Consider the following 23,069-nt stretch of genomic DNA (forward strand, 5'->3'; position numbering starts at 1 on the left):
ATCGCGCCTAATCTCTAAAATAACCCCTGCTATCATCATTAACTTTATTTATTACCGTCATTCAGTTTTGAATGTCTGTTTATCCCTAATTCAACCGGATGCTTCGCATTCGGTTTTTTTTTACCTTTCTTTACGTAAATTTTCTTTTCCTGTGCTACCACCCTGAAATTGTAACGACTATTAACTAAATTCTCGCCGCGTATCCCCCGACGTAGAAAAAATGATGAAAAACTCAATTTCTTGTTAATTCGTGCTTTTTGCCATATAGCACTGTTTTATATTTGTACATTCCCGGTGAGTGTGTACATGTTTAGGACACTTTCCATCTCTGATATTACCTGTGGAAAAAGTCGTCGCTTCCAGACCAGTGGCGCTGGAAATTCAGTTATTACCCTTTATACTGCCCTATCGCGACAGAGCACGACCATCACAGGTTAGAGATATCAATGAGTCAGACTGAAACTACCGCCCCGAGCAAATTCTCCCTCCTCCCCGGGAGCATCACCCGTTTCTTTCTTCTTTTGATCGTTGTGCTGTTAGTCACCATGGGGGTTATGGTGCAGAGCGCGGTGAACGCCTGGCTAAAGGACAAAAGCTATCAGGTTGTTGATATCACCCATGCCGTACACAAACGCATTGATACCTGGCGCTACGCCACCTGGCAGATTTACGACAATATTGCGGCTGCGCCCGCAACCTCATCCGGGGATGGGCTGCAGGAGACACGTCTTAAGCAGGACGTCTATTATCTCGAAAAACCGCAGCGCAAAACGGAGGCACTTATCTTTGGCTCTCACGACAGTGCGACGCTGGAGATGACGCAGCGCATTTCGACCTATCTGGATACCCTTTGGGGAGCCGAAACCGTGCCGTGGTCGATGTACTATCTGAATGGTCAGGACAACAGCATGATCCTGATCTCGACGCTGCCGTTGAAAGATCTCTCTTCCGGGTTTAAAGAGACAACCGTGGGCAGCATCGTCGATTCCCGTCGGGCAGAGATGTTGCAGCAGGCAAATGCTCTCGATGAACGTGAGAGCTTCTCTTCCCTGCGTCGCCTGGCCTGGCAAAATGGTCACTATTTTACCCTGCGCACCACGTTCAACCAGCCAGGGCATCTGGCGACGGTGGTGGCCTTCGATTTGCCAATTAATGATTTAATCCCGCCGGATATGCCGCTCGACAGCTTCCGCCTTGAGCCAGACAGCAGCACACAGAATATGCGTGCGGCGTCTGACAAAGAGGCCGCAGAGAGCGTATCGATCTCTTTTAATGGCTCGAAAATTGAAATTGCCTCTTCGCTGAACTCAACCGGTATGCGTCTGGTGTGGCAGGTGCCGTTTGGCACGCTGTTGCTCGACACCCTGCAAAATATCCTGCTGCCTCTGCTGCTGAATATCGGTCTGCTGGCGCTGGCTCTGTTTGGCTACAGTACGTTTCGTTTCCAGCCGGGTCGTCAAAGCGACGCCTCTGCGGTTCCGGCGGGCACCACTAATGAGTTGCGCGTGTTACGTGCATTGAATGAAGAGATTGTTTCCGTGCTGCCGCTTGGGGTCTTAGTTCACGACCAGGAAGCGAATCGTACGGTGATGAGCAACAAAATTGCCGACCATCTGCTGCCGCATCTTAACCTGCAAAACATCACCACCATGGCGGATCAGCACCAGGGGGTGATTCAGGCCACCATCAACAATGAACTGTACGAGATCCGTCAGTTCCGCAGTCAAATCGCCCCACGCACGCAAATTTTCATTATCCGCGATCAGGATAGAGAAGTGCTGGTGAATAAAAAGCTGAAGCAGGCGCAAAGACTGTATGAGAAAAACCAGCAGGGGCGCGCGGCATTCATGCAGAATATTGGTGATGCCTTCAAACAGCCATTAAAAACGCTGGCAACCCAGGCGGCAGCGTTAAATACGTCAGAAAGCCACCAGCTTGCCAGCCAGGCCGACTCACTGGTTCGTATGGTTGATGAGATCCAACTGGCGAATATGCTGGAGAATGATTTCTGGAAAGGAACACCTACCCTCTTCTCCATTCAGAATCTGATCGATGAAGTGGTTCCGGAAGTCCTGCCCGTGATTAAGCGCAAAGGACTGCAACTGCTAATCAATAACCATTTATCCGCGAATGATGAACGTCATGGCGATCGCGAAGCACTGCGCCGCATTCTGCTGATGCTTATTCAGTATGCGGTGACCACCACGCAGATTGGCAAGATCACCCTGGAGGTGAGCACAGACGAGTCTGCTGAAGATCGTCTGACGTTCCGCATCCTGGACACCGGGGAAGGCGTCACAACGAGCGAAATTGATAATCTGCACTTCCCGTTCCTTAATGACACGCAGAGCGATCATTACGGCAAAGCCAATGCGCTGACCTTCTGGTTATGCGATCAACTGGCGCGTAAGCTTGGTGGTCACCTGAATATCAAGGCCCGTGAATCCCTCGGCACCCGGTATTCTCTGCACGTTAAAATGGCCGCCAATCCACAAGAAGAAGATGAAGAACGTCTGCTGGATGATGTTGTGGTGATGGTCGATGTGACCTCAAATGAGATCCGCAATATTGTGGTTCGTCAGTTAGAAAACTGGGGCGCGGCCTGCATCACGCCGGATGAAAGGCTGGCAAGTCAAGAATTTGATCTGTTTTTAACTGATAATCCGTCTAATCTTACTGCCTCCGGCTTGCTTTTAAGCGATGATGAGTCAGGCGTGCGGAAAATCGGCCCTGGCCAGCTGCGCGTCAACTTTAATATAAGCAATGCGATGCAGGAAGCTGTACTACAACTAATAGAAGAACAGCTGGCGCAGGAAGAGATAGCGGAATCCCCGCAAGGCAGCAATGAAAATGCCGAGCTTCACGCCAGCGGATATTATTCGCTCTTTGTTGATACAGTACCAGATGATGTTAAGCGGTTGTATACTGAGTCCGCTGCGAATGATTTTGCAGCGCTGGCACAGACAGCACACCGGCTTAAAGGGGTGTTTGCCATGCTTAATCTGGTTCCCGGCAAGCAGTTATGTGAAACGCTGGAACATCTAATTCGTGAGAAAGATGCCTCTGGCATTGAAAAATACATCAGCGACATTGACGCCTACGTCAAAAGCTTGCTGTAGCAAGGTAGCCTTATACATGAACAATATGAACGTAATTATTGCCGATGACCATCCGATTGTACTGTTCGGTATTCGCAAATCACTTGAACAGATCGAGTGGGTGAATGTAGTCGGTGAATTTGAAGACTCTACAGCACTGATCAATAACCTCCCAAAGCTTGATGCACACGTGCTCATTACCGATCTCTCCATGCCTGGGGACAAGTACGGTGATGGGATCACGCTCATCAAATATATTAAACGTCACTTCCCCGATATCTCGATTATCGTTCTGACCATGAACAACAACCCGGCGATTCTGAGCGCGGTGTTGGATCTGGATATCGAAGGCATTGTGCTGAAACAAGGCGCACCAACCGATCTGCCAAAAGCGCTCGCGGCGCTGCAGAAAGGCAAGAAATTCACGCCTGAGAGCGTCTCTCGCCTGCTGGAAAAAATCAGCGCAGGTGGCTACGGTGACAAACGCCTGTCGCCGAAAGAGAGCGAAGTACTGCGCCTGTTCGCCGAAGGTTTCCTGGTGACCGAAATTGCCAAGAAGCTGAACCGCAGTATTAAAACCATCAGCAGCCAGAAGAAATCAGCGATGATGAAGCTGGGTGTGGACAACGATATTGCCCTGCTGAACTATCTCTCCTCCGTCACGCTGAGCGCAACGGATAAGGATTGATTCCCTACGTGTGCCCCTCTCCCACAGGGAGGGGTGAAACGTAAAAGGCCCTTGCGGGCCTTTTTTTATATCCGCGTTTTTCTCACGCGATCCGCATAAACAGACAGTGTCTGCTTCAGCACATCCAGCGTCACCGGTTTTGATAAACAGCTGTCCATACCTGACTCCAGGCAGCGCTGTTTCTCTTCCGCCAGCGCGTTCGCCGTCACGCCCACAACCGGTAACGTCAGGCCAAGCTGGCGGATGCGCTGCGTCAGACGATAGCCATCCATATTTGGCATATTTACGTCGCTGAGAACGATATCAATATGATTTTTACTCAGTACATTCAGCGCATCCACGCCATCATTAGCCGTTTTGCACTGATAGCCAAGCGAACCCAACTGGTCGGCCAGCAGGCGGCGGTTAATCGGATGGTCATCCACCACCAGAATCATCATATCGTCATTCACCGACGCCAGAGACTCCGGTGACGGTAATCCACCCGCGCCGTCACTCTCTTCCAGATGCACTTTGTAGATGCGTGCCAGCAGGCTCATCAGCTCATGCGGCGTTGCTACGCTATGTACCCATTCTCCCGGCGCACGCTCAACCGGGATGCCGATGTGACGACGGCAGAAGAGTACCGTCCCTCTTCCCTGCCACGGCTGTTCCGGCATATCGTCGGTAATCAGCACATCGTCCACATCCGGTGTTTGACCTTCATAGCGGGACACCCTCACGCCGCTGTAAGTGAGCAGCGCAGTGAGATAGTCATTCAAAGAGGCATTATGCACCGCCAGCCAGCAGCGCTTATTGCTCAGGCCGTCAACCGTCGTTTTTGCCGGATACTGAGCCGAATAGAGCGGAATGCGGATAGTGAACTGGCTACCCATGCCGGGCTCAGTATCAACAGAGATATCGCCGTCCATCATGCTCACGAGCTTTTCACAGATTGCCAGCCCCAGTCCGGTGCCCTGGAAGTTACGCTGCACGCCGGTCCCCACCTGGAAGAACGGGTCGAACAGACGAACCACCTCTTTCGCCGGGATGCCGACGCCCGTGTCGCGCACGCGAATGCTCAGGTAATCTCCGGCCCGGCAAACGTGCAACACAATACAGCCTACATCGGTGAATTTAATGGCGTTGCTGAGCAGGTTAGAGATGACCTGCTGCAGGCGCATGGGATCGCCGTGCAGCGTCAGCGGCACGTCCGGCTCAATAAAACAGTAAAGCCCCAGCTGTTTACGCACCACCAGCGGCAGATAGTTGGCGCTGATGTGGTTCATCACCTCACGCGGAGAGAACTCACGCGGTTCGATTTTCAGCTGCTCAGACTCAATTTTGGAGAAGTCGAGAATATCGCTGATGATTTTCAGCAGCAGGCTGGAGGAGTTGTTCATCGCCGTCACCAGCCTGTCGACCCCTTTCGGCAATTCCTTCGTCTGCAACAGGTCGAGGTTACCGATAATCCCGTACAGCGGCGTTCGCAACTCGTGGCTGACGGTCGCAAGGAACATCGATTTCGACTGGCTGGCCTGCTCTGCCGCCTGCGCCATCTCCTGCAACGACTCTTCCATCTTCACGCGTGCAGAAACATCCACCAGCACGCAAATCGCCACGTTTTCATTGCGATAGCGGGAATGCACAAAGCTGATTTGCAGGTTAGTGTGCGTGCTGGTCAGCACGTCGACAAAGTTAACCTGCTGACCACAGATAATTTGCGTCAGCCTTTGCCGATCCTCATGCGTCAGCATGTTCAGGTAATTATGTGCCAGCTCATTACTCAGGATATTGGTCCCGTCCTGGGTACGCAGAATACAGATCCCCACCGGCGCCGAGGCAACAATCTTGCGGTTAAACTGCTCGTGTTCCTCCAGCCGCTGGGCGTCGCTTTCGGCAGGAATAAAGATTTTCCGCTCATACATGCGCGCCAGCGTGAACAGCGCGCCCCCCACCAGCAGGTTGAGCAGAATCGCATTCATGATAAGAATACGTATCCGCTCAAGCACCATATCCACCGGCAGCGAATAGACGATACTCAGCGACGAAGGCGGCAGGCTCTTCTTCAGCACCAGTTCGCGGAACCCCGAGGTATAACCAAACCACGATCGCTCCTGCATCCAGTGCGGATCGACGTTTAAACGGTTGTCCGGCCCGGCAAGGGAGATAAGCTGATGTCCATTTTCATCAAGAATAGTCACCCCCATTGGCAGACTGCCCGGGGTGAAGAAGTTTTCCATACGAATGGTCTGTTCAATCCCCAGCAGCGCCTGCAGGCGATTGCCCAGATACACCGGCGTCAGGGCGTAGAAATAACCCACCCCCGTGCGCGGGCCCTGGCTTATCCAGAAGATGTTATTTCCGCGCTCATCCTGCGGTGCATTGCGGTATTTCACGATGCGTTCGTGCAGGCTTTTCAACGCATCATCACGCTCGACGGGAAGATCGCGCAGGCCAAAATCCGCCACGCAGAGATTTTCACTGCCAATCAGGAACACGCGATTGAGGTCATAAGCAGCAGAAAAATTGTCGCGCCAGTAGCGCATAAACCAGGCAAGAGATTCCAGTGACCCACGCCAGGTATTGCTCATGGTGGAACAATCGGAATCCGGGAACAACGGCTGGAAGTCCGGGACTTCGGTTTTGTCGTTACGACCGCGAAGAGCAAGAATACCATTTTCCGCCGTCAGACGATTTTCAGCAATGTACTTCAGCTCCTTCATTACATCAGACGTTCGCTGAATGTAGCGCTGTGCCTGGTCGGAGCTTAAATTAAACTCCTGGCGGATCTCCGCTTCTTTCTGATGCAGCGCGTTAACGATGTAAAACACCGAGAACAATGCCACCAGCAGCCAAAGCAAGAGCGCCAGCGCCCGAAACAGATAGCGAGAAACTTTCAGCGTAGTACGAAAGGAGACGAGGTATTTCAAAGGGGCGAGGCTCCGCCGTCGGGGTCAAAAGATGTGGTTAAGGTAGCGGTAAACGCGCCTTGTCGCAACGTTGAGTTATCTGCTTCTGCAAAAGAAAAGGGCCGGAATCCGGCCCTTTTTTGCATCATGCAATATTACTCGTCAGCGTCATCCGCTGCATCGTCGTCGGTGTCGGTTTCCGGTGCGATATCATCATCACCTTCAGCGACGCTGCCGTCGATGGAATCGAGCTCTTCGTCGTCCACCGGCTCTGCAACACGCTGCAGACCCACAACGTTTTCATCTTCCGCAGTACGGATGAGGATCACGCCCTGGGTGTTACGACCCACCACGCTGATCTCAGAAACGCGCGTACGCACCAGCGTACCGGCATCGGTGATCATCATGATCTGGTCGGTATCATCTACCTGAACCGCGCCCACAACGGAACCGTTGCGCTCGGTCACTTTGATAGAGATAACGCCCTGCGTGCCGCGAGACTTGGTTGGGTATTCCCCTTCCGCCGTACGTTTACCGTAACCATTCTGCGTCACGGTCAGGATAGCCCCTTCACCGCGCGGAATAATCAGGGAAACCACAGAGTCTTCGCCAGCCAGCTTGATACCACGAACGCCCGTAGCGGTACGACCCATTGCACGGACGGCGTTCTCTTTAAAGCGCACCACTTTACCGGCCGCAGAGAACAGCATCACTTCATCCGAACCGGAGGTCAGATCGACGCCAATCAGCTCATCACCTTCGTTCAGGTTCACAGCGATGATACCCGCAGAACGTGGACGGCTGAACTCGGTGAGCGCGGTTTTCTTCACGGTACCGCTGGCGGTCGCCATAAAGACGTTCACGCCCTCTTCGTACTCGCGTACCGGCAGAATGGCGGTAATACGTTCGTTCGCTTCCAGCGGCAGCAGGTTAACGATTGGACGACCACGCGCGCCACGGCTCGCTTCCGGCAACTGGTAGACCTTCATCCAGTACAGACGACCACGGCTTGAGAAGCAGAGGATCGTGTCATGGGTGTTCGCCACCAGCAGGCGGTCAATAAAGTCTTCTTCTTTAATACGTGCCGCAGACTTGCCTTTACCACCACGACGCTGTGCTTCGTAGTCGGTTAACGGCTGATACTTCACGTAGCCCTGGTGAGACAGGGTCACAACAACGTCTTCCTGGTTGATCAGGTCTTCGATGTTGATGTCCGCGGTGTTCGCGGTGATTTCGGTGCGACGCTCATCGCCGAACTGATCGCGGACCAGCTCCAGCTCTTCACGGATCACTTCCATCAGACGTTCTGCGCTACCCAGGATGTGCAGCAGCTCAGCAATCTGTTCCAGCAGTTCTTTGTATTCGTCGAGCAGTTTTTCATGCTCAAGGCCGGTCAGTTTCTGCAGACGCAGATCCAGAATCGCCTGGGCCTGCTGTTCAGTCAGGTAGTATTGACCGTCACGCACGCCGAACTCGGGTTCCAGCCACTCAGGACGCGCAGCATCATCACCCGCACGTTCCAGCATTGCTGCAACGTTACCCAGATCCCACGGACGGGAAATCAGTGCCGCTTTCGCTTCTGCCGGGGTTGGCGCACGACGGATCAGTTCGATGATCGGGTCGATGTTAGCCAGGGCAACCGCCAGCGCTTCAAGGATGTGCGCACGGTCGCGCGCTTTGCGCAGTTCAAAGATGGTACGACGAGTCACCACTTCACGGCGGTGACGCACGAACGCGCTCAGGATCTCTTTCAGGTTCATGATCTTCGGCTGACCATGGTGCAGTGCAACCATGTTGATACCGAAGGAAACCTGGAGCTGAGTCTGGGAGTACAGGTTGTTCAGAACAACTTCACCCACGGCGTCGCGTTTGATTTCAATCACGATGCGCATGCCGTCTTTATCAGACTCATCACGCAGCGCGCTGATACCTTCAACACGTTTTTCTTTTACCAGCTCGGCGATTTTTTCAATCAGACGCGCTTTGTTCACCTGATACGGGATCTCGTGAACAATGATCGTTTCACGGCCGGTTTTGGCGTCCGCTTCCACTTCTGCGCGGGCACGGATGTAAATCTTGCCGCGACCGGTGCGGTACGCTTCTTCAATACCACGACGACCGTTGATGATCGCCGCCGTCGGGAAGTCCGGGCCCGGGATGTGTTCCATCAGCCCTTCAATGCTGATGTCTTCATCGTCGATATACGCCAGGCAACCGTTGATCACTTCCGTGATGTTGTGTGGCGGAATGTTGGTTGCCATACCGACGGCGATACCGGACGAACCGTTCACCAGCAGGTTAGGGATTTTCGTTGGCATAACGTCAGGAATTTTTTCCGTGCCGTCGTAGTTATCAACGAAATCAACCGTCTCTTTTTCCAGGTCGGCCATCAGCTCATGGGCAATCTTCGCCAGACGGATTTCCGTATAACGCATTGCCGCGGCGGAGTCGCCGTCGATAGAACCAAAGTTACCCTGACCATCTACCAGCATGTAACGCAGCGAGAATGGCTGCGCCATACGGACGATAGTGTCGTACACCGCGGAATCACCATGAGGATGGTATTTACCGATTACGTCACCAACGACACGGGCAGATTTTTTGTAGGCTTTATTCCAGTCATTGCCCAATACGTTCATGGCGTATAGTACGCGACGGTGTACCGGCTTCAGGCCATCGCGGACGTCCGGCAGCGCACGGCCAACAATGACCGACATCGCATAGTCCAGATAGGAGCTCTTCAGCTCTTCCTCGATGTTAACCGGTGTAATTTCTCTCGCAAGGTCGCTCATCTAACCGCTATCCCTCTACTGTATCCCGGATTCAAAGGTCGCAAATTATAACACAGCCGAGGTGATTGAGGTAAACCTATACGCTTTATTCACAGGGATTGCCTGATATACTCATTCGTCTTGCTAAATAAGGAGTAAAAGCGCCCATGAATGCCGAAAAATCCCCGGTGTCTCACAACGTTGACCATGAAGAGATTGCCAAATTTGAAGCGGTGGCGTCCCGCTGGTGGGATCTCGAGGGTGAGTTCAAACCTCTGCACCGTATTAACCCGCTGCGTCTGGGCTATATCGCTGAGCGTTCCGGCGGTCTGTTCGGTAAGAAAGTGCTCGATGTCGGTTGCGGTGGCGGTATCCTGGCAGAGAGCATGGCGCGCGAAGGGGCTACTGTCACGGGTCTGGACATGGGCTTTGAGCCGCTGCAGGTTGCCCGTCTCCATGCCCTGGAGTCCGGCATAAAGGTAGAATACGTGCAGGAAACCGTGGAAGAGCACGCGGCCAAATATGCGCATCAGTACGATGTGGTGACCTGCATGGAGATGCTGGAGCACGTTCCCGATCCGCAGTCCGTAGTGCACGCCTGCGCAAAACTGGTGAAACCGGGCGGCCAGGTCTTCTTCTCGACCATCAACCGTAATGGTAAAGCCTGGCTGATGGCCGTCGTCGGCGCAGAGTATGTGCTGCGCATGGTGCCGAAAGGGACACACGACGTGAAGAAATTCATTAAGCCTGCTGAGTTACTGAGCTGGGTTGACCAGACGTGGCTTAAAGAGCAACACATCACCGGTCTGCATTTCAATCCATTGACCGATAAATTCAAACTCGCACCGGGCGTAGATGTTAACTATATGTTGCATACAACCGCCAAAAACGACTAACGTCATCTGTTATTCTTATAAAGATTGCGCGACATCATGTTGCGCAATTCTGACCGCCCGTTGAAGAAATCAGCACTCGATCAAATTTTGAATTTTTTTTCTTAATTATTGACATGTCTTCCAGGCCTTACGGTACGAGGACTTACGCTTTTTTACCCTTTCACAACCTCAATTTAACGTCAAAATCAACCCTTGTGCTGAAAAGAATCGATACTAGAATACTCACCATATAGCGTTTTTCTTATCGCAAACCCCCTATATGTAGTATTTATCCACAGAGTTAGTCACAAGACGGATCTGTGGATAAACGGGGGATATTTTTTATTTCACGGACAGGTAAAACCCACATGAATCAGAGTCTGCTGGTGACAAAGCGCGACGGTACCACCGAGCGTATCAATCTGGACAAAATCCATCGAGTTCTCGACTGGGCAGCAGAAGGACTGAACAACGTATCTATCTCCCAGGTTGAACTGAAATCTCACATCCAGTTCTACGACGGCATCAAAACGTCTGATATCCATGAAACCATCATTAAAGCGGCGGCGGATCTGATCTCCCGTGAAGCACCGGATTATCAGTACCTGGCTGCACGCCTGGCCATTTTCCACCTGCGCAAAAAAGCCTACGGCCAGTTTGAGCCGCCTGCGCTTTACGATCACGTAGTGAAAATGGTTGAGCTGGGCAAATACGACACGCATCTGCTGGAAGACTATACGGAAGAAGAGTTCGAGCAGATGAACGGGTTTATCGATCACTGGCGCGACATGAACTTCTCCTACGCGGCGGTGAAGCAGCTCGAAGGCAAATACCTGGTTCAAAACCGTGTGACCGGTGAGATCTACGAAAGCGCCCAGTTCCTCTATATTCTGGTGGCCGCTTGCCTGTTCTCTAACTACCCACGTGAAACCCGTCTGGAATACGTGAAGCGTTTCTATGATGCGGTATCCACGTTTAAAATTTCTCTGCCTACGCCAATCATGTCTGGCGTGCGCACCCCTACCCGCCAGTTCAGCTCCTGCGTGCTGATCGAGTGTGGTGACAGCCTGGATTCTATCAACGCCACCTCCAGCGCCATTGTGAAATACGTTTCCCAGCGTGCTGGTATCGGTATCAACGCCGGTCGCATCCGTGCTCTGGGCAGCCCAATTCGCGGCGGTGAAGCATTCCACACCGGCTGTATCCCGTTCTATAAGCACTTCCAGACGGCGGTTAAATCCTGCTCTCAGGGCGGCGTACGCGGCGGTGCTGCGACCCTGTTCTACCCGATGTGGCACCTGGAAGTGGAAAGCCTGCTGGTACTGAAAAACAACCGTGGCGTGGAAGGCAACCGCGTGCGTCACATGGACTACGGCGTACAGATCAACAAATTGATGTACACCCGTCTGCTGAAAGGTGAAGACATCACCCTGTTCAGCCCGTCCGACGTCCCTGGCCTGTACGACGCGTTCTTCGCTGATCAGGATGAGTTCGAACGCCTGTACACCAAATACGAAAAAGACGACAGCATCCGTAAACAGCGTGTGAAAGCGGTAGACCTGTTCTCTCTGATGATGCAGGAACGTGCCTCTACCGGCCGTATCTACATCCAGAACGTTGACCACTGCAACACCCACAGCCCGTTCGATCCGGCTGTTGCGCCAGTGCGCCAGTCTAACCTGTGCCTGGAAATCGCCCTGCCGACCAAGCCGCTGGACGATGTTAACGACGAAAACGGTGAAATTGCGCTGTGTACGCTGTCTGCGTTCAACCTGGGTGCGATTAAGAGCCTCGACGAGCTGGAAGAGCTGGCCGTGCTGGCGGTTCGTGCGCTGGATGCCCTGCTGGACTACCAGGATTACCCAATCCCGGCCGCTAAACGTGGTGCAATGGGTCGTCGTACCCTGGGCATTGGCGTGATCAACTTTGCCTACTGGCTGGCGAAAAACGGCAAGCGTTACTCTGACGGCAGCGCCAATAACCTGACCCACCAGACGTTTGAAGCTATTCAGTATTACCTGATGAAAGCGTCCAACGAGCTGGCGAAAGAGCAAGGTGCGTGCCCGTGGTTTAACGAAACCACTTACGCGAAAGGCATTATGCCGATCGATACCTACAAAAAAGATCTGGACGCGATTGTCAGCGAGCCGCTGCATCTGGATTGGGAAGGCCTTCGCGAATCCATTAAGACTTATGGCCTGCGTAACTCTACGCTCTCTGCCCTGATGCCGTCTGAGACCTCTTCGCAGATCTCTAACGCCACCAACGGTATCGAGCCACCTCGCGGCCACGTCAGCATTAAAGCGTCGAAAGACGGTGTTCTGCGCCAGGTGGTGCCGGATTACGAGACGCTGGGTAACAACTACGAGCTGCTGTGGGAAATGCCGAACAACGACGGCTACCTGCAGCTGGTTGGGATCATGCAGAAGTTTATCGACCAGTCGATCTCTGCAAACACCAACTACGACCCAACGCGCTTCCCGTCTGGCAAGGTTCCGATGCAGCAACTGCTGAAAGACCTGCTCACTGCCTATAAATTTGGCGTGAAAACCCTGTACTATCACAACACCCGTGATGGTGCAGAAGACGCGCAGGACGACCTTGTACCGTCAATTCAGGACGATGGCTGCGAAAGCGGCGCATGTAAGATCTAATAAAGGGCGGGGATTTCCCCGCCTTTATTTCGTAAGACAGGACTCCAATTCATGGCATACACCACCTTTTCACAGACGAAAAACGACCAGCTCAAAGAGCCGATGTTCTTCGGCCAGCCAGTCAACGTGGCACGCTACGATCAGCAAAAATATGACATCTTCGAAAAGCTGATTGAAAAGCAACTCTCCTTCTTCTGGCGCCCGGAAGAGGTTGACGTCTCCCGCGACCGTATTGATTACCAGTCGCTGCCGGATCACGAAAAACATATCTTCATCAGCAACCTGAAGTACCAGACGCTGCTGGACTCCATTCAGGGCCGCAGCCCGAACGTGGCGCTGCTGCCGCTGATCTCCATTCCGGAACTGGAAACCTGGGTGGAAACCTGGGCGTTCTCTGAGACGATCCACTCCCGTTCTTACACCCATATCATTCGCAATATCGTTAACGATCCGGCGGTGGTGTTTGACGATATCGTCACTAACGAGCAGATCCAGAAACGCGCAGAAGGCATTGCCCACTACTACGACGAACTGATCGAGATGACCAGCTACTGGCATCTGCTGGGCGAAGGCACCCATAACGTGAACGGCAAAACTGTTACCGTGAACCTGCGTGCGCTGAAAAAACAGCTGTATCTGTGCCTGATGAGCGTCAACGCGCTGGAAGCCATTCGCTTCTACGTGAGCTTTGCCTGCTCTTTCGCCTTTGCTGAACGCAAGCTGATGGAAGGTAACGCCAAGATCATCCGTCTTATCGCCCGTGACGAAGCCCTGCACCTGACCGGCACCCAGCACATGCTGAACTTGCTGCGCAGCGGCGTGGACGACCCGGAAATGGCGGAAATCGCCGAAGAGTGCAAACAGGAGTGCTATGACCTGTTCGTGCTGGCGGCCCAGCAGGAGAAAGAGTGGGCAGACTACCTGTTCCGCGACGGCTCCATGATTGGCCTGAACAAAGACATTCTGTGCCAGTACGTTGAGTACATCACCAACATCCGTATGCAGGCTGTCGGCCTCGACCTGCCGTTCCAGACGCGCTCCAACCCCATCCCGTGGATCAACACCTGGCTGGTATCGGATAACGTGCAGGTTGCGCCGCAGGAAGTGGAAGTGAGTTCTTACCTGGTCGGTCAGATTGACTCCGAAGTTGATACTGACGACCTGAGCAACTTCCAGCTCTGATGACACGCGTAACGCTACGTCTTTCTGGCACCGAAGTGCTGTGTCAGGAAGAGCACCCTTCTCTGCTGGTGGCGCTTGAGGCGAACCAGGTGGCGGTTGAGTATCAGTGTCGTGAAGGCTATTGCGGCTCCTGTCGCTGCCGTCTGGTGACAGGTCAGGTGGACTGGCTGACCGAGCCGCTGGCCTTTATCAGTGAAGGGGAAATTTTGCCCTGCTGCTGCCGGGCAAAAGGCGATATCGAGATCGAGATGTAAAAAAGGGCCTTACGGCCCTTTTTCTATTTTAAGAACGTCACTGCTTTATCCGGGAAATCCGTAAACAGTCCGTCCACGCCCGCCTGGTTATACAGCACGTCGTAAAGCTGATTCACGTCCGTGGCATACGGCGGCAACTGGTCTGCACGCACCGTGTACGGATGGACCTGCATCTTGCTGGCATGCGCCTCTTTCACCATCGCCGTCAACTTCACGTGCCCAGGCGTTGAGCCTTCCGCCACCAGCATGTGATAATCCGGCCCGATGCCATCGGCGTACTGCGCTATCTGCTTCATCGCACCCGGCTTAAACATCCAGTCGTAGTTGTAGTTCACCCACTTCCCGTCCGGCTGCTTCTCCTGGGTTTCGTTCCAGTCGGTATAGGCAATCAGCTGCACCAGATTGAGATCCATCCCCCTCTTCGGCTCCAGCTCGGTTTTGATGCGCTTCAACTCAGCGGCGTCAAAACACTGCAGATACACCTTGTCCTTCTTGCTGGTGTATCCGTACTGCTTGAGTACGTCCAGCGTTTTGGCCGCAATGTCTTTCCCTTCCTGGTGGTGGAACCACGGCGCTTTGATTTCCGGGTAGATACCGATATTTTTACCGGTTGAGTGGTTCAGCCCCTGAACAAACTCAATCTCTTCCTGGAAGGTATGGATCCGGAAGTCAGATTTGCCCATCGGGAAGCGTCCCGGATAGACCTGCACCTTCTTGCCGTTTTCGATCTCAAAGCCTTCGGTAAACTTCAGCGAGCGAATTTCCGCCAGCGTGAAGTCGATGGCGTAGAAACGGCCATCTTTGCGGGCGCGGTCCGGGAAACGCTCCGCCACGTCCGTCACGCGGTCAAGATAGTGGTCATGCAGGACGACCAGCTGGTCGTCCTTCGTCATCACCAGATCCTGCTCCAGGTAATCCGCGCCCTGCGCATAGGCCATCGCTTTTGCCGGGAGCGTATGCTCCGGCAGATAGCCGCTTGCGCCGCGGTGGGCAATAACGATTTTATCTGCCGCCAGCGCGGAGCCTGTCATCAAACCGGCTAGCAGCAGACCGGTGGCTAACTGAGTTAATTTCATCGCAATGCTCCTTATTGACGACGCGCCAGCACTTCAGCGTGGTGACGTTTTTCGCCGATCATCACAACAACCAGCAGCAGTACCGCCAGCACGCTACCGCCAATCATCACCATAAAGCCGCCGTCCCAGCCGAAGAAGTCAACGGTATAGCCCACAATGGCGCTTGCCGCGACCGACCCGCCGAGGTAGCCAAACAGGCCGGTAAAGCCTGCCGCCGTGCCCGCCGCTTTTTTCGGCGCTAGCTCCAGCGCATGCAGACCGATCAGCATCACCGGGCCGTAAATCAGGAAGCCGATGACGATCATGCAGGCCATGTCCACACCCGGGTTGCCCGGCGGGTTGAGCCAGTACACCACGGTAGCGATGGTCACCAGGGTCATAAAGAACACGCCTGTCGCACCGCGGTTACCTTTAAACACTTTGTCCGACATCCAGCCACAAAGCAGCGTGCCTGGGATCCCGGCATATTCGTACAGGAAGTAGGCCCAGGAGGATTTATCCAGCGCGAAGTGCTTCACCTCTTTCAGGTAGGTTGGCGACCAGTCGAGGATGCCGTAGCGCAGCAGGTAAACGAACACGTTCGCCACCGCGATGTACCACAGCAGCTTGTTCGGCAGGACGTACTTCATGAAGATCTGTTTTGCAGTCAGCTCTTCTTCGTGCTCCTTGCTGTAATCATCCGGATAGTCGTTTTTGTACTCTTCGATCGGAGGCAAACCGCAGGACTGAGGCGTGTCGCGCATCAGCGCGAAAGCGATAATCGCCACGACGATAGCACCAAAAGCAGGCATATAGAGCGCCGCGTGCCAGTCGTTGAACCAGGCCATCCCCAACAGGAACAGCAGCGGTGGAATACCGCCTCCCACGTTATGCGCACAGTTCCATACCGACACGATGCCGCCACGTTCCTTCTGCGACCACCAGTGCACCATGGTGCGTCCGCATGGTGGCCATCCCATTCCCTGGAACCAGCCGCAGAGGAACAGCAGCACGAACATGATGGCAATACTGGAGGTTGCCCACGGCACAAAGCCCATAAACAACATCACCGCTGCCGCCAGGATCAGACCGGCTGGCAGAAACACACGCGGGTTCGAGCGATCCGACACGGAACCCATGATGAATTTGGAAAAACCGTAGGCAATCGAAATTCCCGACAGCGCGAACCCTAAATCCCCCCGCGAAAAGCCCTGCTCCACCAGATACGGCATGGCGAGGGCGAAGTTTTTACGCACCAGGTAGTACGCCGCGTACCCGAAGAAAATCCCCAGGAAAATTTGCCAACGCAGACGACGGTATAGCGGATCAATTTCTGCCTCAGGCAGACGCGCACGATGCGGCGCGGGTTTGAAGATACTGAGCATGACAGCCTCCGTGGCCATGTATTGAATTTACAGGGGTTTTACTGCCCCATACTCCAGAGAGGCGGCGATGTTAAGAAATCACGGTGATTGTTACTGTGAATCAACGCACAGATTGTTACAGAAATATGACAGAATGCGCAAAAAAGCGCATGAAATCACGTTTCACTTTCGAATTTCGCTCGTTTGTGTTCGAAATCAAACAAACCATAGTTTTCATGTGGCTAAATGGTAAAAAAACGAACACAGAGGGATGACAATGACAATTCACGATCCACGCTACAGCGATGTGATTATCATTGGCGGCGGTGCGACCGGTGCCGGCATCGCACGTGATTGCGCACTCAGGGGGTTGAGCGTCACGCTTCTGGAGCGCCATGATATTGCGACAGGCGCCACCGGGCGCAATCATGGCCTGCTTCACAGCGGTGCCCGCTACGCCGTTACCGATGGCGAATCGGCTCGTGAATGTATTGCCGAAAACCAGATCCTGCGACGGATTGCTCGCCACTGCATTGAACCTACAGACGGCTTGTTTATCACGCTTCCCGAAGACGATCTCGCCTTTCAGGCTACCTTCATTACCGCCTGTCGCGCGGCGGGGATTCAGGCCGAGGCCATTGACCCGGCCCTGGCGCGGCGCATTGAGCCCTCCGTCAACCCGATCCTGACAGGGGCGGTAAAAGTGCCAGACGGCACGGTTGATCCCTTCCGCCTGACGGCCGCCAATATGCTTGATGCCCGCGAACATGGCGCGCACATCCTGACCGGGCATGAAGTGACCGGGCTTATCCGGGAAGGTCACCGCGTCCGTGGCGTGCGGCTTTTTAATAAGCAATATACCGAACACAGTGAACTGTATGCTTCCGTGGTCGTCAACGCAGCGGGGATCTGGGGGCAGCGGATTGCGGAGTATGCAGACTTGTCCGTTCGCATGTTTCCGGCAAAAGGCTCGCTGCTGATCCTCGACCATCGCATCAATAACCATGTGATTAACCGCTGCCGTAAACCGTCTGATGCCGATATTCTGGTTCCGGGCGATACCATTTCATTAATCGGTACCACCTCAACCCACGTGGACTATAGCGAGATTGATTACAACCGCGTCACTGCTGAAGAAGTGGAGATTCTGCTGCGTGAAGGGGAAAAACTGGCCCCGGTGATGGCGCAGACCCGGATCCTGCGCGCCTACGCGGGTGTGCGTCCGTTGGTTGCCAGCGATAACGACCCAAGCGGGCGTAACGTCAGCCGGGGCATTGTGCTGCTCGATCATGCTGAACGCGACGGCATGGAAGGGTTTATCACCATCACCGGTGGCAAACTTATGACCTATCGTCTGATGGCCGAATGGGCAACCGATGCCGTCTGCCGCAAACTGGGCAACACCGAGCCGTGCAAAACGGCAGAACAGCCCCTGCCCGGCTCACGTCAGTCTACCGAGAAGACGCTGCAAAAAATTATCTCCCTGCCCGCTCCCCTGCGCGGTTCGGCCATCTATCGTCATGGTGACAGGACGCCGGTCTGGCTGGGTGAAGGCCGGCTTAGTCGCAGCCTGGTCTGCGAGTGCGAAGCCGTAACCGCGGGCGAAGTACAATATGCGGTGGAAAATCTGACCGTCAATTCTCTGCTCGATCTCCGCCGCCGCACCCGGGTTGGAATGGGGACGTGTCAGGGTGAATTGTGCGCCTGCCGTGCCGCCGGGTTATTGCAACGCTTTCATACCACCACCGCGACCCAGTCGCTCGATCAACTCAGTGCTTTTTTAAACGAGCGCTGGAAAGGTATTCAGCCTGTCGCCTGGGGCGATGCTCTGCGTGAAAGTGAATTTACCCGCTGGGTCTACCAGGGGCTTTGCGGTCTGGAGAAGGAGCAACACGATGAAATTTGATACCGTGATCGTCGGCGGTGGGCTGGCGGGTCTGCTCTGTGGCATCAAACTCACAAAACAGGGGCTACGCTGCGCCATTATCACCCGGGGTCAGAGCGCCCTGCACTTCTCGTCGGGCTCGCTGGATCTGGTGGACGAAACGTACCGAGAAAAACTTCCGCCAGAGCACCCTTATCACCTGACAGGCGCGCAGCATATCGATCGCTTTGCCCTGGAAACCGAAGCGCTACTGGCGGATTGCGGCGCTCGTCTGCAGGGAAGCGCCAGGAAAAATCATCAGCGTGTTACACCACTCGGCACCCTACGCTCCGCCTGGCTCAGCCCGGAGGAGGTGCCCGTTACCCCGCTCAGCTCAGCGCGTGTGCGGGTGGTAGGTATTAGCGGTTTTCTGGATTTTCAGCCCCATCTCGCGGCGGCATCACTTTGTCGCCAGGGGGTAAACGCTGAAACAGCAGAAATAGAGCTGCCTGAGCTTGATGTCCTGCGCGACAACCCGAGTGAGTTTCGCGCGGTGAATATTGCCCGTTTTCTTGATCATGAAGAGAGATGGCCGCTGCTGTATGAGGCGCTCAAACCGCTTGCAGAAGGGTGCGATGCGCTGTTTATGCCCGCCTGCTTTGGCTTAAACGACAATCGACTCTGGCGCTGGCTGTCCGATCGACTGCCCTGCACACTCGGTTTACTGCCGACGCTACCCCCGTCGGTTCCCGGTATTCGCCTGCATACCCAGCTCCAGCGCAAATTTGTTGCGCAGGGTGGCGTCTGGATGGCGGGTGATGAGGTGAAAAAAATCACCCTGACTGACGGGGAAGTGAGCGAAATCTGGACGCGCAACCACGATGATATTCCGCTTCGCGCCCGCTTTACGGTGCTGGCAAGCGGCAGTTTCTTCAGTAACGGGCTGCTGAGCAGTCGGGACGGCATCCGCGAAGCCATAATGGGCCTGGATGTCCGGCAAAGCGCCTCCCGCGCGGACTGGTATCAGAGTGATTTCTTCACGCCGCAACCCTGGCAACAGTTCGGCGTCATTGTCGATAACCACCTGCACCCGCAGCTTTCGGGTAAGTCAGTCAGGAATCTCTTTGCTATCGGCTCGCTTCTTGGCGGATATGATCCTATCGCCCAGGGCTGCGGTGGCGGGGTCTGCGCCGTCACGGCGCTGTATGTGGCAGAGCAAATTAGCCAGCGCATGGAGGCTGAACAATGAGCGATACCCGTTTTGAAAGCTGCATTAAATGCACGGTGTGTACTACCGTCTGCCCGGTCAGCGGCGTAAATCCACGTTATCCTGGTCCGAAACAGGCCGGGCCGGACGGTGAGCGTCTGCGTCTGAAGGACGGCAAGCTGTATGATGAGGCGCTGAAGTACTGCATCAACTGCAAACGCTGTGAAGTTGCCTGTCCGTCGGATGTCAACATTGGCGATATTATCCAGCGCGCCCGGGCGCGTTATAGCACGCAAAAGCCATCATTGCGGGATGCCATTCTCAGTCACACCGATTTGATGGGGAGCATCTCGACGCCGTTTGCCCCGCTGGTGAATGCCGCGACCGCGCTCAAACCGGTGCGCCAGCTGCTGGATACGACGCTTAAAATAGACCATCACCGCAGCCTGCCGAAATATTCTCACGGTACCTTCCGTCGCTGGTATAAATCCGTCGCGGCGCAACAGGCGCAGTATGCCGAACAGGTGGCGTTCTTCCATGGCTGCTATGTGAATTACAACCACCCGCAGCTGGGTAAAGATCTGCTTAAAGTGCTGAATGCGATGGGGACGGGCGTTCAGTTACTTAGTAAGGAAAAATGCTGCGGCGTACCACTGATCGCCAACGGATTTACGGATAAAGCGCGCAAGCAGGCCAAAAGCAATGTCACCTCACTGCGTGAAGCCATCGTCGACAAGGGGATTCCGGTGCTGGCCACCTCGTCTACCTGTACCTTCACCCTGCGAGATGAGTACCCGCATCTGCTGGACGTGGATAACACCGGGCTGCGTGAGCACATTGAACTGGCAACACGCTTCCTGTGGCGCAAACTGGATAGCGGGCAGACGTTGCCGCTGGGAAAATTGCCGCTGAAAGTGGTGTATCACACGCCCTGCCACATGGAAAAAATGGGCTGGTCGCTCTATACGCTTGAACTGTTACGCTTAATTCCTGGGCTGGAGCTGACGGTGCTGGATTCCCGCTGCTGCGGTATTGCGGGAACGTACGGCTTCAAAAGTGAAAATTACGAAACGTCACAGGCGATTGGCGCCCCACTGTTCCGTCAGATTGAGGAAAGCGGCGCGGATATCGTGGTAACCGACTGCGAAACCTGCAAGTGGCAAATAGAGATGTCCACCAGCAAGCGCTGCGAACATCCGATCACCTTACTGGCGAGGGCTCTGGGCTGAACATGGCCGGGGCGAGAAGCCCCGGTCAGTGTTTTACTCAACGAACAGCGACTCGACAACGTTTATCCAGCCGTGCTCGCTGGCAACCTCTTTGCCATTCAACCAGCGGCGCAGCATGTTCAGCGCCATCATGGCGCAAACTTCCTGCCGTATCGCCAGACTGTGGCGGGTGATACTCATTTTTACCCTCAGGGCATACGTGCCTTCCGGTGTCGCCAGCGCAAAGTTCAGGTATTCCTCATCCAGCCCACCGACAAACAGCGCCAGCCCGGCAAAATGTTTTACCCTTCTTTCAGAAGCCCAACGGGCGGTCTGCGCCAGCGTCTCCTGCTGGAACGGCACCACTTCGCTGGCCAACAGCGGCGCATTGACGCGCGACAGCTGCAGCGCCAGCAGGCCGCCGGTGAACTGCTCGCTTAAGGTCACGCTCAGTTGACGAGACTGCAGCTGCTTCGCAATCTGCGCGGGCAACCCTTCCGTCCCTTCAAAGATCAGGCTTTCACCCGCCACACGCTGCACCTCAGGCCAGAGTGCCAGCATCGCCGCTTTCTGCTCTGCAGGCCCCGTCAACTTGAGTTCAATGATTGGCATGGAGGACCGATACCCCATTGATACGTCAGGCGGCAGTTGCAGGTGATCAAGACTCTGGGCCAGGTCGCTTTCCGAGCGGCCAAAAGTGGTCAGACGCAGGCAAATCGGGGGTTCAGGCAGGGTAAAACGATCGCGAAGGCGCGGCAGGATCTGCTGCTCGACCATCACTTTAAATTCTGAGGGTACGCCCGGCGTGAAGAACATCAGGCAGCGGTTCAGCTGCATGGCAAATCCACATGCGGTACCGACCGGGTTGTCAACCAACTCAGCGCTGGCGGGAATTTCAGCTTGTTTGCGGTTGCTGGGTGCCATGACGCGGCCACGTTCGGAGAAAAAGCGCTCCATCTGCGAGAGCCACGCCTCGTGCAGCACCAGCCCTTCACCTTTTGCTGTGGCGGCGGCCAGTGCGCTGAGATCGTCACTGGTGGGGCCAAGTCCGCCATTCACAATCAGCACGTCACACTGTTCGCTGCGCTCACGCAGGATATTGACCAGTGACTCAAGATTGTCGCCCACCGTGTTGCGGCGCGTTAACGGTAATCCTTGCTCAAAGAAAAGATCGGCAAGCCAGGCAGCATTGGTGTCGATAATCTGTCCATGCAGCACTTCATCGCCGGTGGATAACATCTCCACGTTAATCATTATGTTCTCCCGCTTAAATGGTCAAAACACTATAACGCAAACGCAGGATGGAGAAGAGAGAAACTGGCGCGACAGAATGCCGCGCCGGAGTGATTAGAAACCTGCGCTGACGCCCACGTAAGGGCCATCGGCCAGCGCGTTGTCGCGGTTGCCGTCTTTACCGGCCAGGTTCAGGTAGCGATAGCCTGCTTCGATGGTAATTGGACGCATGATGGTCCAGCGCGCACCGGCGTTGGCTTCTTCATAGCTTTCAATGCCGCTGGAGAGCGAGTCCGGGGAATAGTAATACTCACCAAACAGACCGAAGCTGTCGCCAATTTTCCACTGCAGACCGCCACCCACTGCCGCCGCATAGCCTTCATCACCGTCGTTCGGGTTGGTATAAATACCTTTACCGCCGACAGTGGCCAGGAACGGACCAAGAGGAATGTTCAGACCCAGGCCAAGGCTGGCTGCGTCGCCGTCGTCATCGTTATGTGTCCAGCCACCGGTCATTGCCAGACCAGAAGTCTCGGTGCCCATGCCAAAGCCCAGGTGGGTGTAATCCTGACCCGCCGAGCCGTTAATGCTAATGGCGTTTGCCGCCGCAGAAACAACCATCAGGCCGAAGCCCAGTAATGCCACTTTTTTCATTGTCGTGATCCCGCACAATTATTATAAAGAAGTCCCAAAACCGCGAGATTTTAACCGGAGTCTCCATGGGA

At 54.6% G+C, this 23,069-nt stretch carries 15 protein-coding genes; 9 read left to right on the forward strand and 6 right to left on the reverse strand.

What is annotated here, in order from left to right; genetic code table 11:
- Nucleotides 1-446: 446 nt before the first annotated feature.
- Nucleotides 447-3,119, forward strand: coding sequence for a phosphotransferase RcsD (gene rcsD / locus LCD46_15275; GenBank protein ID UOY69431.1), 2,673 nt, complete (start codon nt 447-449; stop codon nt 3,117-3,119).
- 16 nt (nt 3,120-3,135) lie between these two features.
- Entirely contained in the window at nt 3,136-3,786 is a 651-nt protein-coding gene (gene rcsB, locus LCD46_15280; GenBank protein ID UOY69432.1) for a transcriptional regulator RcsB, read from the forward strand.
- A gap of 65 nt (nt 3,787-3,851) precedes the next feature.
- Here the strand turns inward: rcsB and rcsC are convergent, their stop codons facing one another.
- Together rcsC and gyrA are read right to left on the reverse strand one after the other, a co-directional pair.
- A complete protein-coding gene (gene rcsC, locus LCD46_15285; protein UOY69433.1) occupies nt 3,852-6,698 on the reverse strand; it encodes a two-component system sensor histidine kinase RcsC in 2,847 nt (948 codons plus the stop codon).
- Nucleotides 6,699-6,832: 134 nt separating this feature from the next.
- On the reverse strand, nt 6,833-9,469 hold the full coding sequence (gene gyrA / locus LCD46_15290; GenBank protein ID UOY69434.1) for a DNA topoisomerase (ATP-hydrolyzing) subunit A: 2,637 nt from the start codon (nt 9,467-9,469) through the stop codon (nt 6,833-6,835).
- 146 nt (nt 9,470-9,615) lie between these two features.
- On the opposite strand from gyrA, the gene ubiG reads away from it, so the two are divergent.
- From ubiG to LCD46_15310, 4 genes are all read left to right on the forward strand, one after another.
- Nucleotides 9,616-10,344 carry a bifunctional 2-polyprenyl-6-hydroxyphenol methylase/3-demethylubiquinol 3-O-methyltransferase UbiG gene (gene ubiG / locus LCD46_15295; GenBank protein UOY69435.1) on the forward strand — a complete coding sequence of 243 codons (729 nt, stop codon included), beginning with the start codon at nt 9,616-9,618 and terminating at the stop codon, nt 10,342-10,344.
- A gap of 347 nt (nt 10,345-10,691) precedes the next feature.
- Nucleotides 10,692-12,977 (forward strand): ribonucleoside-diphosphate reductase subunit alpha, encoded by a 2,286-nt coding sequence (gene nrdA / locus LCD46_15300; protein UOY69436.1) that lies wholly within the window; start codon nt 10,692-10,694, stop codon nt 12,975-12,977.
- Nucleotides 12,978-13,028: 51 nt separating this feature from the next.
- The gene (gene nrdB, locus LCD46_15305) at nt 13,029-14,159 is read left to right on the forward strand and encodes a ribonucleotide-diphosphate reductase subunit beta (protein UOY69437.1); all 1,131 of its coding nucleotides are present in this window, start codon (nt 13,029-13,031) and stop codon (nt 14,157-14,159) included.
- Nucleotides 14,159-14,413 (forward strand): 2Fe-2S ferredoxin-like protein, encoded by a 255-nt coding sequence (locus LCD46_15310; GenBank protein UOY69438.1) that lies wholly within the window; start codon nt 14,159-14,161, stop codon nt 14,411-14,413. The genes nrdB and LCD46_15310 overlap by 1 nt, the downstream gene beginning before the upstream one ends.
- Nucleotides 14,414-14,436: 23 nt before the next feature.
- On the opposite strand, the gene glpQ is transcribed toward LCD46_15310, so the two are convergent.
- Together glpQ and glpT are read right to left on the reverse strand one after the other, a co-directional pair.
- Nucleotides 14,437-15,489 (reverse strand): glycerophosphodiester phosphodiesterase, encoded by a 1,053-nt coding sequence (glpQ, locus tag LCD46_15315; protein ID UOY69439.1) that lies wholly within the window; start codon nt 15,487-15,489, stop codon nt 14,437-14,439.
- An 11-nt stretch (nt 15,490-15,500) separates the two neighbouring features.
- The gene (gene glpT / locus LCD46_15320; GenBank protein UOY69440.1) at nt 15,501-16,853 is read right to left on the reverse strand and encodes a glycerol-3-phosphate transporter; all 1,353 of its coding nucleotides are present in this window, start codon (nt 16,851-16,853) and stop codon (nt 15,501-15,503) included.
- Between the two features lie 256 nt (nt 16,854-17,109).
- Here glpT and glpA point away from each other — a divergent pair, with 256 nt between their 5' ends.
- The 3 genes from glpA to glpC are packed head-to-tail and all read left to right on the forward strand — an operon-like array spanning nt 17,110 to nt 21,132.
- The gene (gene glpA / locus LCD46_15325) at nt 17,110-18,738 is read left to right on the forward strand and encodes an anaerobic glycerol-3-phosphate dehydrogenase subunit A (GenBank protein ID UOY69441.1); all 1,629 of its coding nucleotides are present in this window, start codon (nt 17,110-17,112) and stop codon (nt 18,736-18,738) included.
- Nucleotides 18,728-19,945, forward strand: a complete 1,218-nt coding sequence (gene glpB, locus LCD46_15330; protein UOY69442.1) for a glycerol-3-phosphate dehydrogenase subunit GlpB — start codon at nt 18,728-18,730, stop codon at nt 19,943-19,945. The genes glpA and glpB overlap by 11 nt, the downstream gene beginning before the upstream one ends.
- On the forward strand, nt 19,942-21,132 hold the full coding sequence (glpC, locus tag LCD46_15335; GenBank protein UOY69443.1) for an anaerobic glycerol-3-phosphate dehydrogenase subunit C: 1,191 nt from the start codon (nt 19,942-19,944) through the stop codon (nt 21,130-21,132). Before glpB ends, glpC begins: the two co-directional genes overlap by 4 nt.
- A 33-nt stretch (nt 21,133-21,165) precedes the next feature.
- Here the strand turns inward: glpC and LCD46_15340 are convergent, their stop codons facing one another.
- On the reverse strand, nt 21,166-22,365 hold the full coding sequence (locus tag LCD46_15340) for a nicotinamide mononucleotide deamidase-related protein YfaY (GenBank protein UOY69444.1): 1,200 nt from the start codon (nt 22,363-22,365) through the stop codon (nt 21,166-21,168).
- 93 nt (nt 22,366-22,458) lie between these two features.
- Nucleotides 22,459-22,998: a YfaZ family protein gene (locus LCD46_15345; GenBank protein UOY69445.1), complete on the reverse strand. Its 540-nt coding sequence runs from the start codon at nt 22,996-22,998 to the stop codon at nt 22,459-22,461.
- Between the last annotated feature and the right edge of the window lie 71 nt (nt 22,999-23,069).

Source organism: Enterobacter ludwigii (assembly GCA_023023105.1).
Classification (GTDB): Bacteria; Pseudomonadota; Gammaproteobacteria; order Enterobacterales; family Enterobacteriaceae; genus Enterobacter; species Enterobacter adelaidei.